Genomic DNA, 20,896 nt, shown 5'->3' on the forward strand with positions numbered 1-20,896 from the left:
TCTCATAATTAACGATCGCCTGATCAACGAATCACTAGTTGGAACATCATATCCTGACAAAACCTGCCATCGTCTTTCTGGAAAAATTAAGTAACATCACTAGTTTTATAGTTCTTTAAATATCTAAGTAGTGAGCAACCATGACACTGCTTATAATGTTACATTTTTGTAATCTTTATCTGCTTTTTCCGAGTTTTTTCGGTAGGTGCAAGATATGAGGTGGGGTTCTTCGGGTATAGATTCCGCAACTGGTAAGTGGAACGAAGGTTCTGATCGTGACTTTAATGATGTTGTCGTCGTTCTTGATATCGGTGAGAAGAATGTTAAAGAGCTAATTGGCGCTAGCGTTCCTGAACCATCTGTTACTCTGTCAATGTTCGCAGTGGGAGCAGTTAGTATGTTTGGATTGCGTCGTCGCCGTCAAAACTCGCACTTCTAATTAAACTTTGAAACGTTGTTAATATAAAGTGCTTTTACTTTCATTAGAAAATAAAAAGTGATTGACTGCATTTTCACCCGTACACTTATACGGGTGAATTTACGTATATAGTGACATTTATATTTTATCTACCGCGATCGCGTTCTAAATCATCAATCACTTTTTGCAAATACCACTCGTCTGACATCCCAGGATGGTAATCCTGCTTCTGCTGAATTAATCTTTCGGCAATTTCCCAATATCCGCCAACCATTCGCAAAAGTCGCTGACGTAGTAGGTTATATTTTTGCTTTTTTGACTCTGGACTAAATTTTTGGATTTTTTCTAGGCTACTTAAGACTTGTTGATAATTTCCCCAGTCTTCTTGTTCACAAAAAATACTCGCCGCCCGTTGATAATCTTCCAGGGCATTTTGCATTTCTTCCATGCAAGTATAGGCAATGCCGCGATTGTAATAAGCTTGAGCATCATCAGGGTTTATTTGTAGCGCGTAGCTGTAATCTTGAATTGCACCGAGATAGTTACCCATTGCTCGATAAGCATTGCCTCTGGCAATATAGACTAAGGGATCTTCGGGTTGCATCTCAAGTGCTTGATTAAGATCCGCGATCGCACCTTGATGATCGCCCAATATAGAACGCGCTTTACCTCGGTTGCGATAGACGATGGCATCTTGAAAATCTAATCGCAATGCTTGATTAAAATCTGCGATCGCTTCTCGATAATTACCCATTTTGCAACGCACAACCCCACGACAGCAGTAAGCTTGGGCATCTTGTGGATCGGCTTTTAATACCCAGTTTAAATCGGCGAGTGCCTCTTGCGTATCTCCCTTTTCAGCCTTTTCTAATAATTGCGTGAAATATTCATTTGTGGATAATATGGGCGCATTTGGAGAACGTGATTGCTGTACAGTAGGTAATTCTTGGGGTTGTAGCTGTTTAATTTGTTCCAGACACAGACGACAATTGTCTTTATCCTGTTGTTCTAGATATAACCCAGCAGCTTTTTTAAAATTAGCGATCGCGTCTTGAATATAACCCTGTTTGCGTCGCACTATCCCCCGCAGATAATAAGCAGAAGCATAATTGAGATTGAGACGAATAGCGCGTTCAACATCGTCTAGCGCCCCTGGCAAATTTTTCAGCGCCATCCTAGCCAATCCACGACAATAATATGCCTCTACACTTTCAGGATTCAGCTTCAGGGCTTCGGTATAATCTGAAACAGCCTTAAGGATTGCTCCTGAGTCATAATATGCCAAACCCCGTTGCAAGTAAGCTTCGGTAAAGTAAGGTGTCAGTTGTAAAGCATGGTTAAATTCCTCAATTGCTCCAGCGTAGTCTTTTCGCCTAGCCTTTTCCAATCCTCTATTGTAGAATTCGTCATTCATGGCATTTGTTTGGTTGATTCAGTTAGTTGAATTCCAGCACGCTTGTTTCGTAGCCTCACCTATACACTCACCTTTAATATTTTAAGTATTCAGCGTGCCTTTACTTCTCGTATATTAAAAAATGTATCAATAAAAATCTGTGGTTACTCTGGATTTATGATTCCAGTTTGTGAAGATGTCGGACTAGCTAACAGGACTAATACCATTTTTTGTGAGGCTGCGCCAAACCCTTTTAACTTCTTTCTTTCTTTCTTTCTTTCTTTCTTTCTTTCTTTCTTTGTGTCCTTTGCGTCCTACCCTGCGGGAAGCCGCTCCGCGTCTATGCGGTTCGTTTTTATTTATTATTTATTATATTTAAATACTTTTTAGCGCATCTTCATACAGAATTGGTATAACAAGCAAACATATAATATTACAAATTTATTATATTCAGCAGTTTGTGGCTGTGGACTGGATACAGTTCCGATACCAGGTGATATCAAGATAGAAAAAATTGCAGCTTTATTAATTCATATGGCGAAGTTTAGCCATCAAGTTAGACAAACCATTATCAGTACGATTATTTACAATTCAAAATAAAAAAGCTGGGGAAATGACTACATTCAATTCCCCATATCTCGTAAATTGTAAAATATTTACAGTTAACTAAAATTATCCTGAAAGTAAGCTAGGAGAAGTCAGTACAAAAATATCCCAACTTCCTTGAGCGTCAGTTTGTGGTTTTATGGGATTGGCGAAATGGAAAAACTCATGGTCATTGACCAATAATAGTTCCCCCGGATTTAGAACTTTGCTAAACACAGGTTTTTCTCTTTTGGCAGTATATAGATGTGTTTCTCCACCTTGAATATTATCTCTATCTACTGAAAAAACGCCAATAAAATCAGTCCCATCTTGATGGATACCTTCAGGCGCTGGATTACCAAAATTATCTGGCGAACAAATAATTCTAATTTGATGAACTCCGATTTCAGCTTCAGGATGAAGTTTACAAGAATCACTAAATGCTAAGACAAGATTTCTAAAAATATCGAGTTCTATGAGTGCATCATCTAATTCTGCAAACTCTCTTTTTAAGTCGCCCAATAATGGATTATACTCTTTACTTTGAAAGAAGTAGCCATGAGGTAATTTGATTAACTCATTTCCAGAAACTGTGAACCGAGATAATCTTCTTAAACGATAGTTGCCTTTGATATAAGGGTCAATAGGCATATTACTAAAAAATGGCTTGAAACCTTCTAAATTGATCGAATTTACCTTTCTTAGAGTAAACAGAAAAGCATATTCTAATTCCGTTGCTGTCCACACTTTTTGCATAGGATTTACCTCCTTGCATGTTGGAATTCTCCCAAATTTTTTTTTATGGGAGGATTATAATACCTAGTATATGCTACTTTATATTACTATGTTGTCAATTTAACTACAAAAATTCGCATTTTATGATATATGCAGTTACTCAATTTCTGTTATGGGGCAGAGTAGCTGCTGAAAAGATTTGCTGTTGAGAGGTAGGTGGGTAAGGAATCGACGTATATTTACTAGCAGCAACAAGGTTTTATAATGATAGATTGGCTTTACCGTTACCCACCTTTGTATCCCGGTATTTTACTCAAGCGTTACAAGCGGTTTTTTGCTGATGTTCAACTTACTTCTGGCGAAATAGTGACAGCACATTGTCCAAATACAGGGCCAATGACTGGAGTATCTACTCCCCAAAGTGCGGTACAGCTTTCCAAAAGTGATAATCTTAACCGCAAATTGGCTTACACTTTAGAACTAATTCAGGTACATGACAACGAGCCGACTTGGGTAGGCATAAATACTTTTTTGCCCAATCGGGTGGTAAAGGTAGCTTTGGCGAAATATCTTTTCCCAGAATTGGGCGACTATAGCCAAATCAAGGGTGAGGTGGTTTATGGGCTAGATAAAAAAAGTCGAGTGGATTTTTTCTTAACGGGGAGTGATGAGGAACGCCTGATTTATTTAGAAGTGAAAAATACAACTTTGTCTGAAGGAAGACTAGCCTTATTTCCCGACACGGAAACTACAAGAGGACAAAAGCATTTGCGAGAACTAATGGCGCTGCTACCTCTAACTCGTGCGGTGATGCTTTACTTTATCAATCGCGGTGATTGTACTGAGTTTTCCCCTGGCGATCGCACAGATCCTATATATGGTAAATTATTACGGGATGCGATCGCTCTTGGTTTAGAGGTCTTACCTTGCCGTTTTGATATTTCCCCCGAAGGTATCCGTTATTTGGGTTTGGCTAAACTAAAAATTTGATTATACCTAATTAAATCTAAACGCATGAAACAATAAATCCATCTAGACACTATCTAGATGGATTTGTTGGTAGTTGGTGTTTACTAAAAAACATTCAACCAGACTGTAATGGAGAAACGACTATAGTTAGTCGCCGCGCCACAAATAGCATTCGCTATTCTGATGTTTGCTTATGCAGGAATCAAAACTGTGTCAATCACATGGATGACACCGTTATCAGCATCAACATCTGCTGCTGCAACAGTTGCATCATTGATCTTAACGCCATTAGAAGCGTCAATTTTTACATCTGAACCTTCAACTGTTGTAGCTGTCTTCAGCTTAACTACATCAGCAGCTAGTACTTTTCCTGAGACTACATGATAGGTCAAGATTTTTGTGAGCTTGGGAATATCTTTCAGTAATGCGTCTACTGTACCTGCTGGAAGCTTATTAAACGCTTCATCAGTGGGTGCGAAGACGGTAAATGGCCCGGGGCCTTTCAGTGTATCTACTAGACCAGCTGCTTGGATTGCTGCAACTAGTGTGTTGAAAGAACCATTATTAGCGGCGGTATCAACTATATTGGCCATGTGCTTTACCTAGTTCTGTGTAATCTGTTACAAATCTAAACTATTTATTTAATAAAATCTATCTATCGTTAGACGTATGTAAAATCAAATTTCTTATTGATATCATAAAAGTTTGTATATATATATTTTTTTATACAAGTAGAGAATTATATGTACATTGTCTGGGCGGATGAGTTATGGGCACTCCTGGATGCATCGCTCCTTTTTCTATACAATCGTAGGAGCGATCGCTATACAATCTAAATAGAAAAAGTACGTCAACATAATTAATAATTAGTAATTCATAATTTAAATCAGTCTTTTCTGACAGTACTAGCATTCAACTTTCAGATAATGTTTGCTTAATGTCAGAAAAGCGATATAGAGGTATTGACAAATACAGTAGCTCTAAATCGATTGTGAGAAAATAATAAGCGTGTAAATTGAACTAAGTATTGGGTGCAAAATGTAGAGGCTTTCGCTAACTAAATTGAACGAAACCTATCGAAAACCTCGTGAAATCAAAGGCGCATTTACACACAAACTTATAAGGTAATTAAAATGACTTACGATTCAGAAGATGTGCAAAAAATCCTTCAAATAGCACTCGCTCGTAAACAAGAAGGTGGATTTTCACGAGAACAGCTTATAGAAATGGCATCTGACTTAGGTATCTCTTCTGATATTTTGGAAGCAACTGAAAATAAGTGGTTAGCTCAAGAAGAAGAGGAACGTTTGCGACGCACATTTAATACTTTCCGACGCAGAGCTTTTAGGACACATTTGGTTAGCTTCGTAGCGGTGAATTTATTCCTTATTCTTTTGAATTTAATAACTAGTCCTAGTTATTTTTGGGCTATCTTCCCAGCATTAGGATGGGGGTTAGGACTATTTTTTCATTGGTGGAGTGTTTTTCAGAGTAAATCAGAGGATTACGAGATAGCCTTTCAGAATTGGCGTGCAAAAATTTAACTCCTCCCTACTTTTAAGAATGGAGATGCCAATAAGATGCTTTAAGTTTTAAAAGCAATGGGTTTATCTAACCTTTAACTCATTTTATGATGGGAATCCGATTTGATTTTTGAAAAGCCAAGTTGACTGAAAGCTTGGCTTTTCAAGTTTTGGTTCTCACTATACTCCGCAAAACTCAAATAGAATCGGCGGTATTTCCGCCGATTTAGTCATTGGTACTAATGACTCATGACCAATGACTTGAATTGCCGTGAAATAATTAAGTTGGATTCCTATAATTTTTTGGGGCGATCGCTTCACTAGTAACTGTGGCGGAAGCTTGCCTGTTGTTAAGCCCCAACTCTTGGAGTCGAGAGTAATCTTTCACCTAGAAATGGGGAAATTTCCGTACTTGATACTTTGCTGACTCCACTACTGGATAAGATTCTCTCAGTGCTTTGATGAATTTATCTTTAATAGTCTGCAAATCTGCTTGGGGTAAGGCTTTCTACTGCTCCAGTGTTGCCCCAAAAATGATGAGGGTAACTTCTGTGTGGTCATTGAGACTCATCCAAACGTCTTGAGCGAGAAATCTAGGATATTCAGCCAGCCCTATTGTCCAAATTTGTGCGTCCTTCTGAATAAAATTTTCCCTTAAATTCGGGGCAACCTTAAACTTGAGTCGTTCTATAAGCACACCCTGTGATCTCTGTGTTTGCTAATTTGCCAAAATAGAGATGTAGGCTAGAATAACCACGCTTTTAGCATAGCTTGATTGCCTACACTCAGGAGCAAGGATCGGCTGGTTTGAAATAAGTAAGAGGAAGGGAGTATGGAGAGCAACAACTGGTTGCAACAGCTAATGATGGTGGGTCTTGGCACAACATCTTTAGTAGCAGAAAAACTGCGCCAAGTCAGCGATGATTTAGTTAAAGACGGTAAGCTCAATCCAGAGCAAGCCAAGGCAGTTATAGATGATATTGCCCAGCAGTTAAAGTCGGAGCAGGGAAACTTCGATGTCCAAATGCAACGGCAAATGCGAAATATGATGCAAGATTTGGGGGTAGCTCGCCAGTCGGAAGTGGACGAACTGCGCGGTAGAATTGATCGTTTAGAGCGTCAATTACGCGATTTAGAAAATAAGCTTTGGCGTTAGGATGTCCTTTCTGATTTAAACTAATTGTGTCCTGTTGGTAATGTTTTTGCCAGGATACCTAAGTAAGGAGAACTGATTTTGAAACCAATTTTCCTCAGCGTGGCGTTCATGCTGGTGTGTGTTGTGCTATTGATTGTAGGGCAAGTAGGCAGTAAACAGAATACTGCCATTGCTGCCCAGATAACCCAAACGCCGCCAGCGCCCCCAACTGTAACTGAAAATAATACTCTAATTGCGAGCAATACTATGTCTGATGCTAATGCCGTAACCACCCCCTCTGGATTAAAGTATGTCGAGTTAAAAGAGGGGACTGGGGCGACTCCTCAACCTGGACAAACGGTTGAAGTTCACTATGTCGGCACTTTAGAAGATGGTACTAAGTTTGATAGTTCACGCGATCGCGGCCAACCCTTCAGCTTTAAAATCGGTGCTGGACAGGTAATCAAAGGTTGGGATGAAGGACTTAGCACCATGAAAGTAGGTGGTCTTCGTAAGTTAATCATCCCATCTGAATTAGGCTATGGCGCTCGTGGTGCTGGTGGCGTGATTCCACCCAACGCAACTCTGCTGTTTGATGTGGAATTGCTTGGAGTTAAGTAGAAACTAGGGCATTGGGAATTGGGCATTGGGAATTGGTTTCTCCCAGTCCCAGTCCCCAATTCAATGGCTAAATTTTTAAATTTTGAAACTTTGTAAACTGAGGATTAAATAAAAGTTTCGCAGTACCAGTAGGCCCGTTGCGATGTTTAGCTATAATCACTTCTGCAATCCCGCGATCAGGAGTATCGGGAGAGTAGTACTCGTCGCGGTACAACATTATTACTAAATCGGCATCTTGTTCTATTGAGTTGTGGACAATGATATTATTCGCAACAAAATTATGCAAACCAGGAACTGTAAGATCAAAGACTTCTTCCTCGCCGCTATATTCAATTGAAAGTATCTCGTCCCAATAAACATCACTTTTGGCAAGAGTAACCAGTTTAGATGATTGAACAATGTTGCCTACTTTTAAAGCTCTTTCTCGACTTAAATTTACTTTGTAAAGAGTAGAGCCACAAAACGAAACTCCAATGGAGGCTTGTAATATCCGTGTGGTGAAGCCAATAGCTCGCATCGCAGGTACAACCTCTATTTTCCAAACATCCTTCGGAATTACATCTCTATTAGGGTTGTGAATACTGTTTTCAAGGTGTTGGAAAATATCTTGGAGTGAACGTAGCTTATATTCTCCAACTGCTCCAACATGAATAATAAACAACTGGAGATCAGGCTTACCAGTGATTATTACATGATATTGATTTCTGCCTTTCCCAACTTGAGGAACTGTCCTGAGTGTTGCGTTAATACCAAGTCTTAACAAAAGTGTCTGTATATCAAAAGCTAGTCTCTGGCTACTCGTTGCATAATATGCAATAGGTCTTAAGTTTTTTCCTGCAACCAATTTTATACAGCCATCTGTACTCCAAAGGTGTCTTAGAAAGCAACCTATTGACTCTTGGGGTTGTGAGAACAATTCTTGAGGTACAAATTTTTCATAAGACCTTAAACCAAAAATACCGAGAGAGTCTAGCCATTTGGCTATTGGATTTCTCACACGATGAGTTAGATTCTGTGCTGCGGATAAGTAAACTTGATACCACCCACGTTCAGGTGAAATTCTAGGAACAATTGAATCTCCAAAAACTTCTGTTGCCAAGAAAGCAACATTCTGAGCTAAATCTATCTCTCTGGTAGTGTACTGTATGGCAAGACTATGCAATGTACAACCGTCACCAATTAAATGCCCTAATAATGCAACTTCCGCATAAGTCATGGTTTGTTTACCAGGACTTGGGAGATGTCTTGGTAAACATAGATGTTGTTTAGGAGTTAATTCATCAAGTCTTTTCCAGCCATTAATTGTTAAAAATTTGTGATTACCTGTGGCACGGATTTTTCGGCCCAATCGAGTTGTTAAAGTAAACAGAGGCTTTATACCTGTGGAAAAAGCATTGCTAACAATTGCCTTTTCTAGCTGCATTGTAGCTTCATTCAATGCCCAAACTGCAAAACCAGATTTACCTACTAATTCCCTAATTGGTACTTGCAATCCGCTATCTGCTAATGTCACGAGACTATCGCCTGCTAAACAACCAGATTCTCTCAAATCAGATAACATCGGGCGTTTGTTAGTGCGTGCTTCCACCCCTCGACTTAACTGAGATAGGGCAATAATTGGTACAGATAGTTCACGCGCTAAACCTTTGAGTTGACGCGTAATTTTTGATAATTCTTGAACGCGATTATCGCCTGCTCCTTCCATCAATTGCAAGTAATCTATTACAATCAAACCCAGTGTTCCTTGCTCTGCTTGCAGTCTTCTTGCCTGACTACGCATTTGTGTAACTGTAATATTCGGTGTGTCATCAATATAAATCGGCATCTCCGAAAGGATACCAATAGCACGGCTTAAAGGTTCCCACTGTGTTTGGCTCAGGCGTCCAGTCCGCAGATAACTACTTTCAATTTGCGCTTCGCTAGCTAATAACCGTTGCGTCAGTTGCTCTTTGGACATTTCCAAACTGAAAATAGAAACTGGTAGTTTCTTCCGCTCGTCAATGTTATCACGCTTGATAATAATTTCGTAATTGGCAATATATTGTGCAATATTCATCGAAAAGCTTGTCTTTCCCATTGCAGGCCTAGCAGCGACAATAATCAAATCAGAACGCTGAAAGCCGCCGGTCATGGCATCTAAATCGTAAAATCCGCAGGGAATACCAGGTAAGGCGATGCCTTGATTTCGATCTTCAATATCCTGAAAATTATTAATTAGAGTATCAGAAATGTGAACTAAACCCGATTGGGGACGCTCTTGAGTAACGCCAAAAACTTTCTGTTCTGCCTGATCTAAAACAGTTGGTAATTCTGTTTCTGTCTCGTAACCAAGATGTACAATTTCATTGCCAGCTTTAATTAAGCGCCGCCGCAGGTATTTGTCCATCACTAACCCTGCTAAAGCGTCGATGTTGACGGCTGACACTGTGCGGTCTACCAGAGTTGCTAATTTATTTCTACCACCAATGCGGGCTAGCATTTCATGGTCAGTCAGCCAACTTGTGACTGAGAGCAAATCTGTGGCTTTACCTTGGGCGTGGAGCCTGACAGCTGCTTGATAAATATCTTTGTGAGCGCTAATGTAAAAAGCTTCTGGAAGGAGGCGATCGCTAACTCGACTAATCGCTTCTGGATCTAGTAAAATACCTCCCAAAATCGCTTCTTCCGCCTCAATATTTTGTGGTGGGAGGCGATCGCTACCAGACAAGTGAAAACTCAGTTCTTCAGCCATAAACGATTTTAGTTTTGAGATGAAAGCTAGAGACGCGATTAATCGCGTCTGTACAAGGGAGACGCGATTAATCGCGTCTGTACAAGGGAGACGCGATTAATCGCGTCTGTACAAGAGTTAGCGTGCTTCCCCTGCTCCCTCTGCTCCCTCTGCTGTCTCCTAGCTAGCGACGACTTGAATATCGACTTGTGCCGCTACTTCCGAATACAGCTTGATTTCGGCTTGATAAGTACCAAGGTGGTTAATATCGGGGATGGTAATTCCACGCCGATCGATTTCTTGACCGGTGGCTGCCTTAATCGCATCTGCAACATCTTGGGTGGTGATAGTACCGAAAATTGCTTCGTTTTCACCAACTTGCTTGGCAATTGTCAAGCTGCCAACTTTTTCTAAAGATTCTTTTTGCTCAAGAGCTTGTTGTCTGAGTTCTAATTGCCGTTGACGCTCTTGCTCACGACGGCGTTCTACTTGCTTGAGAATACCAGGAGTGGCATTGGTTGCCAATTTCTGGGGAATCAGATAATTACGAGCGTAGCCAGGAGCTACTTCCACTAAGTCGCCAGATTTTCCCAGCTTACTGATATCCTGATTTAAAACTAACTGTACGCGTTTCGCCATCGTTTTTCCTGTAAAATCTGATTAATTTGGGTTTGGGTAAGATAGCTCACAATGTCAGTGCTGTATTCCAAGCTTCTTTGCCTATACCCTAAAGCTTACAGATCGTAGCGAAAGGAAGGGTGCGATCGCAACTATTAGAGAAAATTGAATGAATTGGGGAATGGGGAGATGAGTGAGCAGGGGAAGCAGGGGAAGCAGGGGAAGCAGGGGAAGCAGGGGAAGCAGGGGAAGCAGGGGAAGCAGGGGAAGAATAATTAATGACAAATGACTAATGACTAATGACAAATGACTAAAAGTTATTTCTCATTTCTCGTATCCGCGCAAAGGTTTGGACTGCATCGCTACTCTTAACAGTTAATTGTAATGATTCCTGATCCCAACGTAAAAAGGGATTTGTTCGCTTCTCCACTCCCAGCAGCGAGGGAATGGTAGCTTCTCCTCGGCTACGGTAAGCTTTTACTTCATTGAAGCGTCTTTGTAAGTCGGTATTGTTGCCATCCACAGTTAGGGCAAATTGCAGATTTTTCAAGGTGTATTCGTGGGCACACCAGATGCGTGTATCATCAGGTAGAGAGCGCAACTTGCTTAAAGAATCTACCATTTGGCTCGGTGTTCCTTCAAACAAGCGACCGCAACCGCCAGAAAATAAGGTATCGCCGCAAAATAAGTCGCCTGTCTCACCAGCTTTTTCTGGGGGAAAGTAGTAAACGATGTGAGCGCGGGTATGTCCGGGAACGAAGATAACTTCAGCTATGCGATCTGCAAACCCGACGCGATCGCCTTGTTGCAAAAAGACCTGCTGTTCGGGAATTCTACCACGATCCTCCGCTCCTCCATAAACTATCAGTTGGGGGAATTGTTCTATTAATTGCTTATTACCACCCACATGATCGTTATGGTGGTGCGTGTTGAAAATTGCTACTAACTCAGCTTGTAATTCTGCCAGTTTCTTTAATACTGGTTGAGACTCGGCTGGATCGACAACAGCAGCGATATTTTGTTTCTCGTCATGCAACAAGAATATGTAGTTGTCTGAGAGTGCTTCCAGACGGATTACCTGCATTACCTCTGCCTCCCTTACAACATAAATGTTTGGTATTGAGTAGCAATCCTACATTCCAGTGAATAATAGGGCTACCTGCACAAGCTATATTAAGTATTTATACTTTGTTTATTATAGCTATAGTGCAATATTAACCATGATGATATTATACAACCGTGCTTACAAGGTAATTATACTTAAACTAAATCAACTTCAGATGAATTTATCAGTAAAATTTCGCTGGGAATACCAACAAATAAAAAGTTAGATTTATTCTATTATTTTTTTACGTAAAAATAATAATTTTTCAAGTTAATATTTTGTTGATCTCTACTCTATTTAATTTGAATATAACTAAAAATAGAGTAAAGTTTCGGAAAAATCCATATTAATTTCCTAATTAAACAACAATTATCATTTTATTTATGTCAACACCAACTAAAGGATTTATTACAATTTTAACTGGATTATACTCTTTTCAAGATTGTATTCATTTTTTAGCGGCGGTTAGAAAGTTTCATCAAGAACCGATCATTATTTTAATTGACCAAGTTCCAATAGTTCTTTATCCCTTGCTAAAGGCGTTCAAAAATGTAATTTTAAAGCCAGCGCCTGCAAATGAAAATACTGTTTTAGCATCACGCCAAGCAAAATTGGCTCTATATGCGGCTTCTGAGTTTGATAAAACGATTTACCTAGATTCTGATATTTGTTTACTTTCGGATATCAATGATGTATTTGAGTATTTAGATGAATATGACTTTTTACTAACTGAAGATGTGCAACCTTCTATTCTTAAGGCTACAAATTTATTACGTGGTAAACAAGAAGACCTTTTGCCAAATGTTTTGCCAATTCTGCAATCTATAGGTTTACCATTACAAGCAGATAGTGTGCAATATAATGGCGGTTTTATGGCTTTTCGGAAAACAGAAGTAACCAAGGTATTTTTTGAAGAATTTCAACGTTATTTTGAGATTGTCAAAAATAACCAAGATAAATTACTCCTAAAAGATCAAGGAGCTTTTGCTTCTGCGATCGCATCTGTACGCCCTCACATGAAAATACTGCCACCAACCTATAATTATCTCAGTAAGTGGCAGGATGCTTACAATATTCAGGATACAATTAAAGTTCTTCACTGTACCTATCCTTATAGACCTCAATATGCTAAAAACATTACTCGTTCCTTATATACAAGGGTTTTCGACAGATTCGCTCAAGTTTTTTTACCAAATCAAGTTACAAATCCCTGGCGTAAGAAATGATGCATTCATAAGTAGGAAATTTAGCATCTATGAAAGATAGATTAAAGGTATCGTTGCTTGTCTGGAATTTATCTACTAATGATGGTTTTATTCGTGCTTCGTTATTAAAAGCAGCCTTGATTAGGCTGGGATACGAAGTAGAAATCCTGGGCTTCTTATTTGGTAATGAGTTGTACGGAGCAATTCCCTTAGAATCTGAAGTATATGCTGTAGAAGGGATTAATTATCCAAGTTTTTTTAAATCCGTAGGTAAAATTTTAAAACATATTGATGGAGATATTATTTATGCAATTAAGCCTCAACCAGCTAGTTTTGGAGTCGCACTATTAAAGAAACTATACACTCGCCGAGCAGTAATTTTAGACATCGATGATTGGGAACTTAGCTGGTATGGCGGCGATGAATGGCAATATCGTCCCACACTCAAACAGCTAGCAAAAGACTTATTTAAAAAAGACGGTGTTTTGAGATTACCTAATCATCCTTTGTACTTGAAATGGATGGAAGCTTTGGTGAATCAAGCTAATGCAGTGACAGTACATACCGAATTTTTGCACCAACGTTTTGGTGGGACATTTGTTCCCAATGGCAAGGATACCTCTTTATTTGATCCCACTCAATATGATGCTGAGTCTAGTAGAAGCCGTTATGGTTTATCTCAATATCGTATTTTAATGTTTCCTGGTGCGCCAAGACCCTATAAAGGTCTAGAAGATGTTCTCATAGCACTCGATAAAATTAATCAGCCAGACTTAAGACTAGTCATTGTAGGTGGCAGTCCTTATGATGATTATGATCAGCAACTTCAACAAAAGTGGGGACGCTGGATTATCAAATTACCAAAGTATCCAGCTGATGTTATGCCTGATTTGGTAGCGGCGGCTCACATTGTAGTCGTCCCCCAGCGAGATACCCCAGAAACTCGTGCTCAATTTCCCCTAAAGTTGACAGATGGAATGGCAATGGCTAAACCTATATTATCAACACGAGTTGGAGATATTCCCAAAATTTTAGGTGATACTGGTTATTTAGTCGAGCCTGCTTGCCCTGAACAGATTGCTGAACAAATTCAATTGATTTTTCAAAATTTAGAGTCAGCAAACCGGCGAGGTATCAAGGCAAGAGAAAGATGTGTGGAACACTATAGCATAGAGGCTATGGCTTCTGTACTGAAGTCGGTAATTGCTCGGTTGTGAATATTAATAGGGCATTGGGCATTAAAAAAGAGATTTTCATTGCCTTATGTGCCAAATCGATTCTAGATACTATCTGGCAAAATATCTGGAAGCTGGTGTTGTAGGTTTAAGTGTGTTTTAACGGAGTTTAGAAATGAAGATTATTTAGTTTTATTTATCTGATAATTAGCCAATCTAACAAGTAATTTGTGAATTATATTAATAAGTGAAAGTGGCATAAAAATACCCAATGTCTACCAGAAAACTACTACTAAGATTCGCTAAACCCTATCCAGGTTTGATTCTGCTGACAATATTGTTAGGATTTTCTGGAGCCTTATTTAATGGAATTAGCACAGCTTTAATTGTGCCAGTGATTTTAAAAATTGTGGGACAAGAAGTAGATTTAAGTACTGCCCCTCCCATCCTAAAAAATTTGGTATCTCCCTTTGATAATACTCCAGAATCTTACCGGATAGTAGTAATGGCTGGGGCGATTATATTCACAATTTTTTTAAAAAACTTAGCTACTTATGCCAGCGCCTTAGCATCGAGTTCTTTAACCCGAAAGCTGACATCGGATATGCGCGAAACCGGGTTAAGGCTATTACTAGAAATTGATATAGATTATTATGCCAAGACAAAGGTTGGTGATTTAATCAACTGTCTTGGTGGAGAAATTGGTCGGGCTGCAACTGCTATAGGTAGTACAGTCAGGATGGTTATCCTGGGAATCACAATTTTAGTTTTTGTCAGTTTATTGCTGTCTATATCTTGGCAGCTGACAATTGCTGCTACGCTTTTGCTGTCGTTGGTGACGTTAATAAATCAGTATGCAATTTCCCGATCTAGAAATTTTGGGAAACAGCTTAGTGAGATGTCTAGAGCATATTCAATCTCTGTGCTGGAGACTTTGAACGGAATCCGACTGGTAAAGGCGACGGGAAATGAAGAAAAAGAATATCAACGGATTAAAAAATTAATTCGCGATCGCGAATTAGCAGATTTCCAATCTCAGGTTAATTCAGAAGCGATTACACCTCTGAGTGAGGTGATGGGTATTACAGCTTTACTGCTGATTGTACTTTTGAGCAAAACCTTCTTTGCTTCCCAAGTTTCTTCTCTTTCCACTGTACTCCTAACATATTTATTAGTGCTGCTGCGAGTGCTGCCATTAATTTCTCAGCTAAATACTATTCGCAGCAACTTTGCCAGTACCGCCGCCAGTGTAGATGTGACGAATGAGTTTTTAAGCCTGCACGATAAGCCGTTCATGGATAAGGGTAAGCGTCCCTATACAAAATTACTTGAGGGCGTGTCTTTTAATTCTCTTTGCTTTGCCTACCCTGGTCATGAAAAGTTGGTACTCAAAGATGTGAATTTATTTTTACCGCATGGCACGACCTTAGCATTAGTAGGCAGTTCTGGTGCTGGTAAATCAACTTTAGCAGACCTTTTGCCCAGATTCTATGATCCAATAGCTGGCAGTATTACTATTGACGGTACTGATTTGCGGGAGTTCGATGTTGTATCCCTGCGAAAGCGAATGGGGATTGTTAGTCAAGATACCTTTCTTTTTAATGACTCGGTAAAGAATAACATCGCATACGGACGAGCAGAGGCTACTGAGGATGAAATTCTTGCAGCAGCCAAGCGGGCAAATGCCTATGAGTTTATTAGCAAATTGCCTCAAGGATTTGATACCTTGATTGGCGATCGCGGCGTCATGTTATCTGGTGGACAAAGGCAAAGATTAGCGATCGCCCGCGCCCTGCTTCAAAATCCCGAAATTCTGATTTTAGATGAAGCCACCAGCGCCTTAGATACCGTTTCCGAACGCTTAGTACAATCTGCGCTTGATGATTTGAGTCGCGATCGCACAACCCTTATAATTGCTCACCGCCTTTCCACAGTCCAAAAAGCCAATCAAATTGCCGTATTAGATCAAGGACAGGTGGTAGAAGTGGGAACCCATGAAGAACTTTTACAAAAAGGTGGTTACTACTCGCGTTTGTACTCAATGCAATTTAGCGATCGCCCTAACAAAAACTTGATTCAGACAAAAATTCTTAAGGCAATGCGCCTAAACTCAAATAAATTTGTTGAACATCCTGAAGCCGCTACTAAACACAAGCAAAGCTTGTTCCGCATCTCTCACGAAATTCGGACACAGTTGAACTCGATGATTGGGTTCCTGCGCTTATTACTTGATGATTTGGTAGACGATTCCCAAGAACAGCAGAAATTAATTGAAGACTCTTACAAATCAGCATGGAGGATTCTCAACACCATAGATGTTTTTGAGGATGTTATTAACTTGCAAACAAAGGGGGAAATTATCTCAATTTCTGAACAAAATCAAGATATTATAAGTACCTATTATCAGACCTTTAATCATCTATCCATTGAGTTTCGGATTTCTCTCAATCTCATACTTAGCTCTCTCCGCTCTCTAGCTGATAATTTGACATACACCACAGAAGAACAAAAGGGATTAATTACTGAAAGTTATAAATATGCTATATATCTGCTCGACCATTTAGAAAATTTTGAGAATAGTATTAATGTTTAAAATTATGAGAAATTATGCTTTAAAAAAACACTATATTTTTTTCATTGGTGAAGAGTTGCCGCAGCCAGAGGCTCACCTAGTGCAGTCTACAAATGCAGCTAACGGCGCTGCCAACTTGGGATACTCAACAGTTTTGGTATATCCTGAAAAAGGAGCAAAAGCTATTAATCCAGCTAATTTAGCTCGTCCTTTTCAACCGAGACAAACACCAACAGAACTTATTAAATATTACAACCTTCATGACAAGTTAAAAGTTGCTCCCTTACCAATGCCTTGGCCGATTGACCATTTTCGGAGCAAATTTACTGACTCTAATACCATTGCCAGCAAGTATTATTTACCATTTCACATACTTCCAACTACTAAAATTGTCCACAGTCGCAACTGGAATTTTATCAAAGCTGCCATCAAAAATGGCATTCCGGCAATTTATGAACACCACCACCACGAAGATAAACCATTTGAGCCAGAAATTGTTACAAATCCGTTGTTACAAATTGCTGTCACAGTTGTAGATACTATCCGCGAAAGCATGATTAAAAATGGGATGCCACCAGAAAAAGTGATTAAACTGCACAATGGTTTTAATCGCTTATTTATGGAGAGACAACCAGAAAAAGCAGCAGAATGGCGTCAAAAACTATTGCCAGACGAAAGCCAAAAATTGGTACTTTATGCGGGAGCGTTACAGCAATTTAAAGGTATTGATGTACTAATTGATGTGGCTAACGAAATGCCTAATGTGCAATTTGTTTGTGCAGGTGGTAAGCCAACACAAGTTGAATATTATCAGCAATTGGTAAAAGAAAAACAAGTTTCTAATATTAAATTTTTGGGTTATATATTACATAATGATTTAGCATCTTTGCTACAAGCAGCCGATGTTTTAGCTCACCCTCATTGTTCGGGAAAAGCGGCAACTTTCACATCTCCCTTAAAGCTGTTTGACTACTTTGCTTCTGGGACTCCCATTGTAGCAACAGAAATTCCATCATTAGTTGAATTTCAAGATACTCAGTCGATTACTGCTTGGTGTGAGCCAGATAACCCCAGCAAATTTGCCGAATGTCTAAAGCGGGTTTTAGAAACTCATCCCAGAAAAATAGAAGGTTATACAGATAGTATCAATTTTGTCAAGCAGTTTTCCTGGGAAAATCGAGCGGCAAAAATTCTTAGTTATGTTGATGAATCTCTGTTACCCCAACTTGTTGTATAAGGGAAAATGGGCAAAATAACTAATGACAAATAATAACTGATTAATAACTAAAATGACTATGAAAACTGTAGGTATGATTAGCAGCTATCGAGGTTTAGAAACTAGAGCCGATTGGCTGTGGCAACAAACTCCGAATCAATTTGGAGTTTGGGGCAATATGCAAATGCAAGCACTGGCAGCCAAACCAGATTTTCTGCTGATGTATCAATTTGATTTTCCCCAAGCATCGCCACAAAAATCCTGGTTAGATAGTTTTCGCAAACGGCAGCAAAAATCAGTAGTAAATATTGATTCTTTACTGCGTGATGTGAGTAAAGAGCAAATTATTTATTTACTAAGAGAACCGCCTTTAGATGAAATTGTAGAAATAAATAATCATAATTATCAACAAGCCCAGCAGTATTGCGGCTATGTTTCTGGCCCTGATGATTTTGCTCCCACTCCCGACTATATGCCTGCTATTTGGTATCATTCAAATTCATTTCAAGATTTAAATGAAATGCCACCTCCCCAAAAGGTTGCCTCATGTAGTTGGATTACATCAGGAATTAGCCGTACAGTTAATCATCGCCAACGTTTAAATTTTTTACAGTCCCTACAATCTAGTGGTATGAAATTTGATTTGTATGGGCGTAACTTACCCCAATGGGCGAAAAAGTCGGGAGAACTGGGTAATAAGTGGTATGGCATGGCACCATACTATTACAATCTGGCAATTGAAAATTATGTTGATAATAATTGGTATGTAAGTGAGAAACTTTGGGATAGTTTACTTGCCTGGTGTCTGCCAATATACTATGGCGGCCCGGCTGCTAATAAATTATTGCCACCGGGTAGTTTTTTGCGGTTGCCCAGTTTAGATGAAAAAGGCATTGCCTACATTCAAGAAGTGACAGCTACGCCTGATGCTTGGTATGAGGCTAAGGATGCGATCGCAGAAGCACGTCAAATCATCTTACACAAATTAAACCTGCTTAACTGGTTGTCAAACTTTGTTGAACAACACTCATAAATTATGAATGGTATTTGTACCCTTGGCAATGATTATGTTTTCGATCAACTGGTAGCTTTGCTCAACAGTATTGATGTTATCTTGGGGCCGGAAACTCCTGTTTGTATCTATCCTTTTGATGATCAGACACAGCGAATTGCTGACGAAATAGCTAAACGCCCTAATGTATTCCTTTACGATAATCAAGAATCAATCAACCGTTGGGATCAATTTATGCTAGAGGCCAGTCCTGCTAGTATGAACAAAAATAAATACAGAATTTATGGTGGTCATCGGCGATTTTGTGCGTTTGATGGGCCCTTTGAGCGGTTTGTTTATTTGGATGCTGATACTCTAGTGATGAATTCACTAGATTTGATTTTTCAGAAATTAGATGAATATAACTGTGTTGTCTACGATTTCCAGTTTAAACATCCAGATAAAGTTTATAACATTAGTTCAGTTAAACTACTACAAGTTTTTGATGAAAATCGGATCAGAACAGAAATATTTTGTTCAGGATTTTACGCTTCTAAAAAAGGCTTGTTTGAACCAGATAAATTAAATAAGTTATTAGCTAATTTGAGAGCAGGGGAGAGAGAAATACTCTATCCAACAGGAGACCAACCAGTTCTAAACTATATGTTTATGAGGTCTGGCATACCAGTTTATAACTTTGCCCATAACTTACCCAATTATCAAACTACAGGTAATTCTGTTACTTCTGATCATTTTGAAGAAAAAGATAAAATTCTTTATGACAAAGGTAATCGCCTGACTTATCTCCATTACATTGGTATTCCTCCTAATATCAATCAAGCAGTCTGTGCTGGAGAAAATATTGAGTTTCCCTATCGAGATTTATTTCTCTATTATCGTTACTTACACGAACCAGAAAAGCGTCCAGTTTTTAAGAATCCTTCCAAAAGTTATAATGACGCTCCAGTACCAAATTTACTTACAAGAGCTTTGCGAAAACTTAAGTTAATTAACCAAGGATAATTTATGATTAGGGGCATTTATATTGTTGCCAATGACCGGGTTATCGATAATGCGATCGCTTTACTCAATAGCATTCGTTACTATGACCCAGAAGTTACCGTTTATCTCATACCTTTTAATGAAAATTATCATAAGGTAGCAGAACAGCTTGCTACTTTGCATAAAGTAAAAATTTTTCCAGATTTAGAACTTATTGATAAATTTACCAAACGCATCGGTGAAATTTTTGATCGAGATTTCCTTGCCTTACCCAACAAAATGCGTAAACTGGTGGCGTGGTTTGGCCCTTTAGATGAGTTTATTTATATTGATACGGATATTGTTGTTTTTGAAAAAATTGCCGACAATTTAGACAAGCTTTCAGAAGTTGATTTCTTCTGTTGTGATTACCATCATGCCAATGACAAGCTGCGAAATATCTTTTCTACATTTGTGAAAGAGCAGCAAATTTTTTCAGATGCTCAACTTGAAGACGTTTTCAATAGCGGTTTTTGGGCTTCGAGAAAAGGAACTATTACCGAACAACAGATGGATGAAGCTTTGCGCGAATGTGCTGCACATCGCGAATATTTTGATTTTTCTGAAGGAGTTACAGACCAACCCATTTTAAATTATCTTGTTCTCAAACTAATTTCCAAGCGTGGTAATCTTGTCAAAATTCCTGGAGGAGGGCCTGGTAGTTGGGCAGGTTCGCAAAATTTCCAACAGCAAGACTACGCCCTCTATGACCGAGGACAAAGACTAAAATATCTGCATTGGGCTGGTACACGGATGAAAACTGGTAGTCCCTATTGGCAATTGTGGGAACACTATCGTTATCTCCATGAGGGTAAATTCGCCTTTATCCCCAAACTGACTCGCCGTTTATTTCCCTTTGTTTCTGCCCGTACTTAATATTAGGA

General features: G+C 39.2%; 19 protein-coding genes and 2 pseudogenes. 14 read left to right on the top strand and 7 right to left on the bottom strand.

What is annotated here, in order from left to right; genetic code table 11:
* The first annotated feature begins 214 nt into the window (after nt 1-214).
* Nucleotides 215-439 (top strand): PEP-CTERM sorting domain-containing protein, encoded by a 225-nt coding sequence (locus LC586_RS27075; protein ID WP_229488324.1) that lies wholly within the window; start codon nt 215-217, stop codon nt 437-439.
* Between the two features lie 124 nt (nt 440-563).
* Here the strand turns inward: LC586_RS27075 and LC586_RS27080 are convergent, their stop codons facing one another.
* Nucleotides 564-1,832 carry a tetratricopeptide repeat protein gene (locus LC586_RS27080; RefSeq protein ID WP_229488325.1) on the bottom strand — a complete coding sequence of 423 codons (1,269 nt, stop codon included), beginning with the start codon at nt 1,830-1,832 and terminating at the stop codon, nt 564-566.
* A gap of 105 nt (nt 1,833-1,937) precedes the next feature.
* Here LC586_RS27080 and LC586_RS27085 point away from each other — a divergent pair.
* Nucleotides 1,938-2,030 (top strand): annotated as a pseudogene (locus LC586_RS27085) (DUF711 family protein); the annotation flags it as partial.
* A gap of 195 nt (nt 2,031-2,225) precedes the next feature.
* A pseudogene (locus LC586_RS27090) lies at nt 2,226-2,481 on the top strand (DUF711 family protein); the annotation flags it as partial.
* Nucleotides 2,482-2,483: 2 nt separating this feature from the next.
* On the opposite strand, the gene LC586_RS27095 reads toward LC586_RS27090, so the two are convergent.
* On the bottom strand, nt 2,484-3,152 hold the full coding sequence (locus LC586_RS27095) for a 2OG-Fe dioxygenase family protein (protein WP_229488326.1): 669 nt from the start codon (nt 3,150-3,152) through the stop codon (nt 2,484-2,486).
* Between the two features lie 243 nt (nt 3,153-3,395).
* Between LC586_RS27095 and sfsA the strand changes: the two genes are divergently transcribed.
* On the top strand, nt 3,396-4,121 hold the full coding sequence (gene sfsA / locus LC586_RS27100; RefSeq protein ID WP_229488327.1) for a DNA/RNA nuclease SfsA: 726 nt from the start codon (nt 3,396-3,398) through the stop codon (nt 4,119-4,121).
* A 170-nt stretch (nt 4,122-4,291) separates the two neighbouring features.
* On the opposite strand, the gene LC586_RS27105 is transcribed toward sfsA, so the two are convergent.
* Nucleotides 4,292-4,693, bottom strand: a complete 402-nt coding sequence (locus LC586_RS27105) for a fasciclin domain-containing protein (protein WP_229488328.1) — start codon at nt 4,691-4,693, stop codon at nt 4,292-4,294.
* 540 nt (nt 4,694-5,233) lie between these two features.
* On the opposite strand from LC586_RS27105, the gene LC586_RS27110 reads away from it, so the two are divergent.
* Nucleotides 5,234-5,644 (top strand): 2TM domain-containing protein, encoded by a 411-nt coding sequence (locus LC586_RS27110; RefSeq protein WP_229488329.1) that lies wholly within the window; start codon nt 5,234-5,236, stop codon nt 5,642-5,644.
* A gap of 487 nt (nt 5,645-6,131) precedes the next feature.
* Here the strand turns inward: LC586_RS27110 and LC586_RS41215 are convergent, their stop codons facing one another.
* Entirely contained in the window at nt 6,132-6,320 is a 189-nt protein-coding gene (locus LC586_RS41215) for a TIGR03792 family protein (protein ID WP_309143405.1), read from the bottom strand.
* Nucleotides 6,321-6,455: 135 nt separating this feature from the next.
* Here LC586_RS41215 and LC586_RS27120 point away from each other — a divergent pair, with 135 nt between their 5' ends.
* Nucleotides 6,456-6,779 (top strand): phasin family protein, encoded by a 324-nt coding sequence (locus tag LC586_RS27120; RefSeq protein ID WP_109011445.1) that lies wholly within the window; start codon nt 6,456-6,458, stop codon nt 6,777-6,779.
* A 78-nt stretch (nt 6,780-6,857) separates the two neighbouring features.
* Entirely contained in the window at nt 6,858-7,379 is a 522-nt protein-coding gene (locus LC586_RS27125) for an FKBP-type peptidyl-prolyl cis-trans isomerase (protein WP_229488330.1), read from the top strand.
* Between the two features lie 67 nt (nt 7,380-7,446).
* Here the strand turns inward: LC586_RS27125 and LC586_RS27130 are convergent, their stop codons facing one another.
* The 3 genes from LC586_RS27130 to gloB form a co-directional block, all read right to left on the bottom strand.
* Complete coding sequence (locus tag LC586_RS27130) at nt 7,447-10,110, bottom strand: replicative DNA helicase (RefSeq protein WP_229488331.1); 2,664 nt, start codon at nt 10,108-10,110, stop codon at nt 7,447-7,449.
* Nucleotides 10,111-10,269: 159 nt separating this feature from the next.
* Nucleotides 10,270-10,728, bottom strand: a complete 459-nt coding sequence (rplI, locus tag LC586_RS27135; RefSeq protein WP_229488332.1) for a 50S ribosomal protein L9 — start codon at nt 10,726-10,728, stop codon at nt 10,270-10,272.
* A gap of 289 nt (nt 10,729-11,017) precedes the next feature.
* Nucleotides 11,018-11,791, bottom strand: coding sequence for a hydroxyacylglutathione hydrolase (gene gloB / locus LC586_RS27140; RefSeq protein WP_229488333.1), 774 nt, complete (start codon nt 11,789-11,791; stop codon nt 11,018-11,020).
* A 404-nt stretch (nt 11,792-12,195) separates the two neighbouring features.
* Between gloB and LC586_RS27145 the strand changes: the two genes are divergently transcribed.
* The 7 genes from LC586_RS27145 to LC586_RS27175 all read left to right on the top strand — a co-directional run bounded on the left by LC586_RS27145 (nt 12,196) and on the right by LC586_RS27175 (nt 20,888).
* Nucleotides 12,196-13,038, top strand: a complete 843-nt coding sequence (locus tag LC586_RS27145; protein ID WP_229488334.1) for a putative nucleotide-diphospho-sugar transferase — start codon at nt 12,196-12,198, stop codon at nt 13,036-13,038.
* Nucleotides 13,039-13,067: 29 nt separating this feature from the next.
* A complete protein-coding gene (locus tag LC586_RS27150) occupies nt 13,068-14,234 on the top strand; it encodes a glycosyltransferase family 4 protein (RefSeq protein ID WP_229488335.1) in 1,167 nt (388 codons plus the stop codon).
* 229 nt (nt 14,235-14,463) lie between these two features.
* Nucleotides 14,464-16,785 carry an ABC transporter ATP-binding protein gene (locus tag LC586_RS27155; protein ID WP_229488336.1) on the top strand — a complete coding sequence of 774 codons (2,322 nt, stop codon included), beginning with the start codon at nt 14,464-14,466 and terminating at the stop codon, nt 16,783-16,785.
* The gene (locus LC586_RS27160) at nt 16,778-18,001 is read left to right on the top strand and encodes a glycosyltransferase family 4 protein (protein ID WP_438822935.1); all 1,224 of its coding nucleotides are present in this window, start codon (nt 16,778-16,780) and stop codon (nt 17,999-18,001) included. The genes LC586_RS27155 and LC586_RS27160 overlap by 8 nt, the downstream gene beginning before the upstream one ends.
* Before the next feature lie 58 nt (nt 18,002-18,059).
* A complete protein-coding gene (locus tag LC586_RS27165) occupies nt 18,060-19,013 on the top strand; it encodes a glycosyltransferase family 10 domain-containing protein (protein ID WP_438822936.1) in 954 nt (317 codons plus the stop codon).
* A 3-nt stretch (nt 19,014-19,016) separates the two neighbouring features.
* Entirely contained in the window at nt 19,017-19,994 is a 978-nt protein-coding gene (locus LC586_RS27170) for an Npun_R2821/Npun_R2822 family protein (RefSeq protein ID WP_229488338.1), read from the top strand.
* Nucleotides 19,995-19,997: 3 nt separating this feature from the next.
* Nucleotides 19,998-20,888 carry an Npun_R2821/Npun_R2822 family protein gene (locus tag LC586_RS27175; RefSeq protein ID WP_229488339.1) on the top strand — a complete coding sequence of 297 codons (891 nt, stop codon included), beginning with the start codon at nt 19,998-20,000 and terminating at the stop codon, nt 20,886-20,888.
* The last annotated feature ends 8 nt before the right edge of the window (nt 20,889-20,896 follow it).

The sequence above is a fragment of the Nostoc favosum CHAB5714 genome (assembly GCF_020829495.1).
GTDB lineage: Bacteria > Cyanobacteriota > Cyanobacteriia > Cyanobacteriales > Nostocaceae > Nostoc > Nostoc favosum.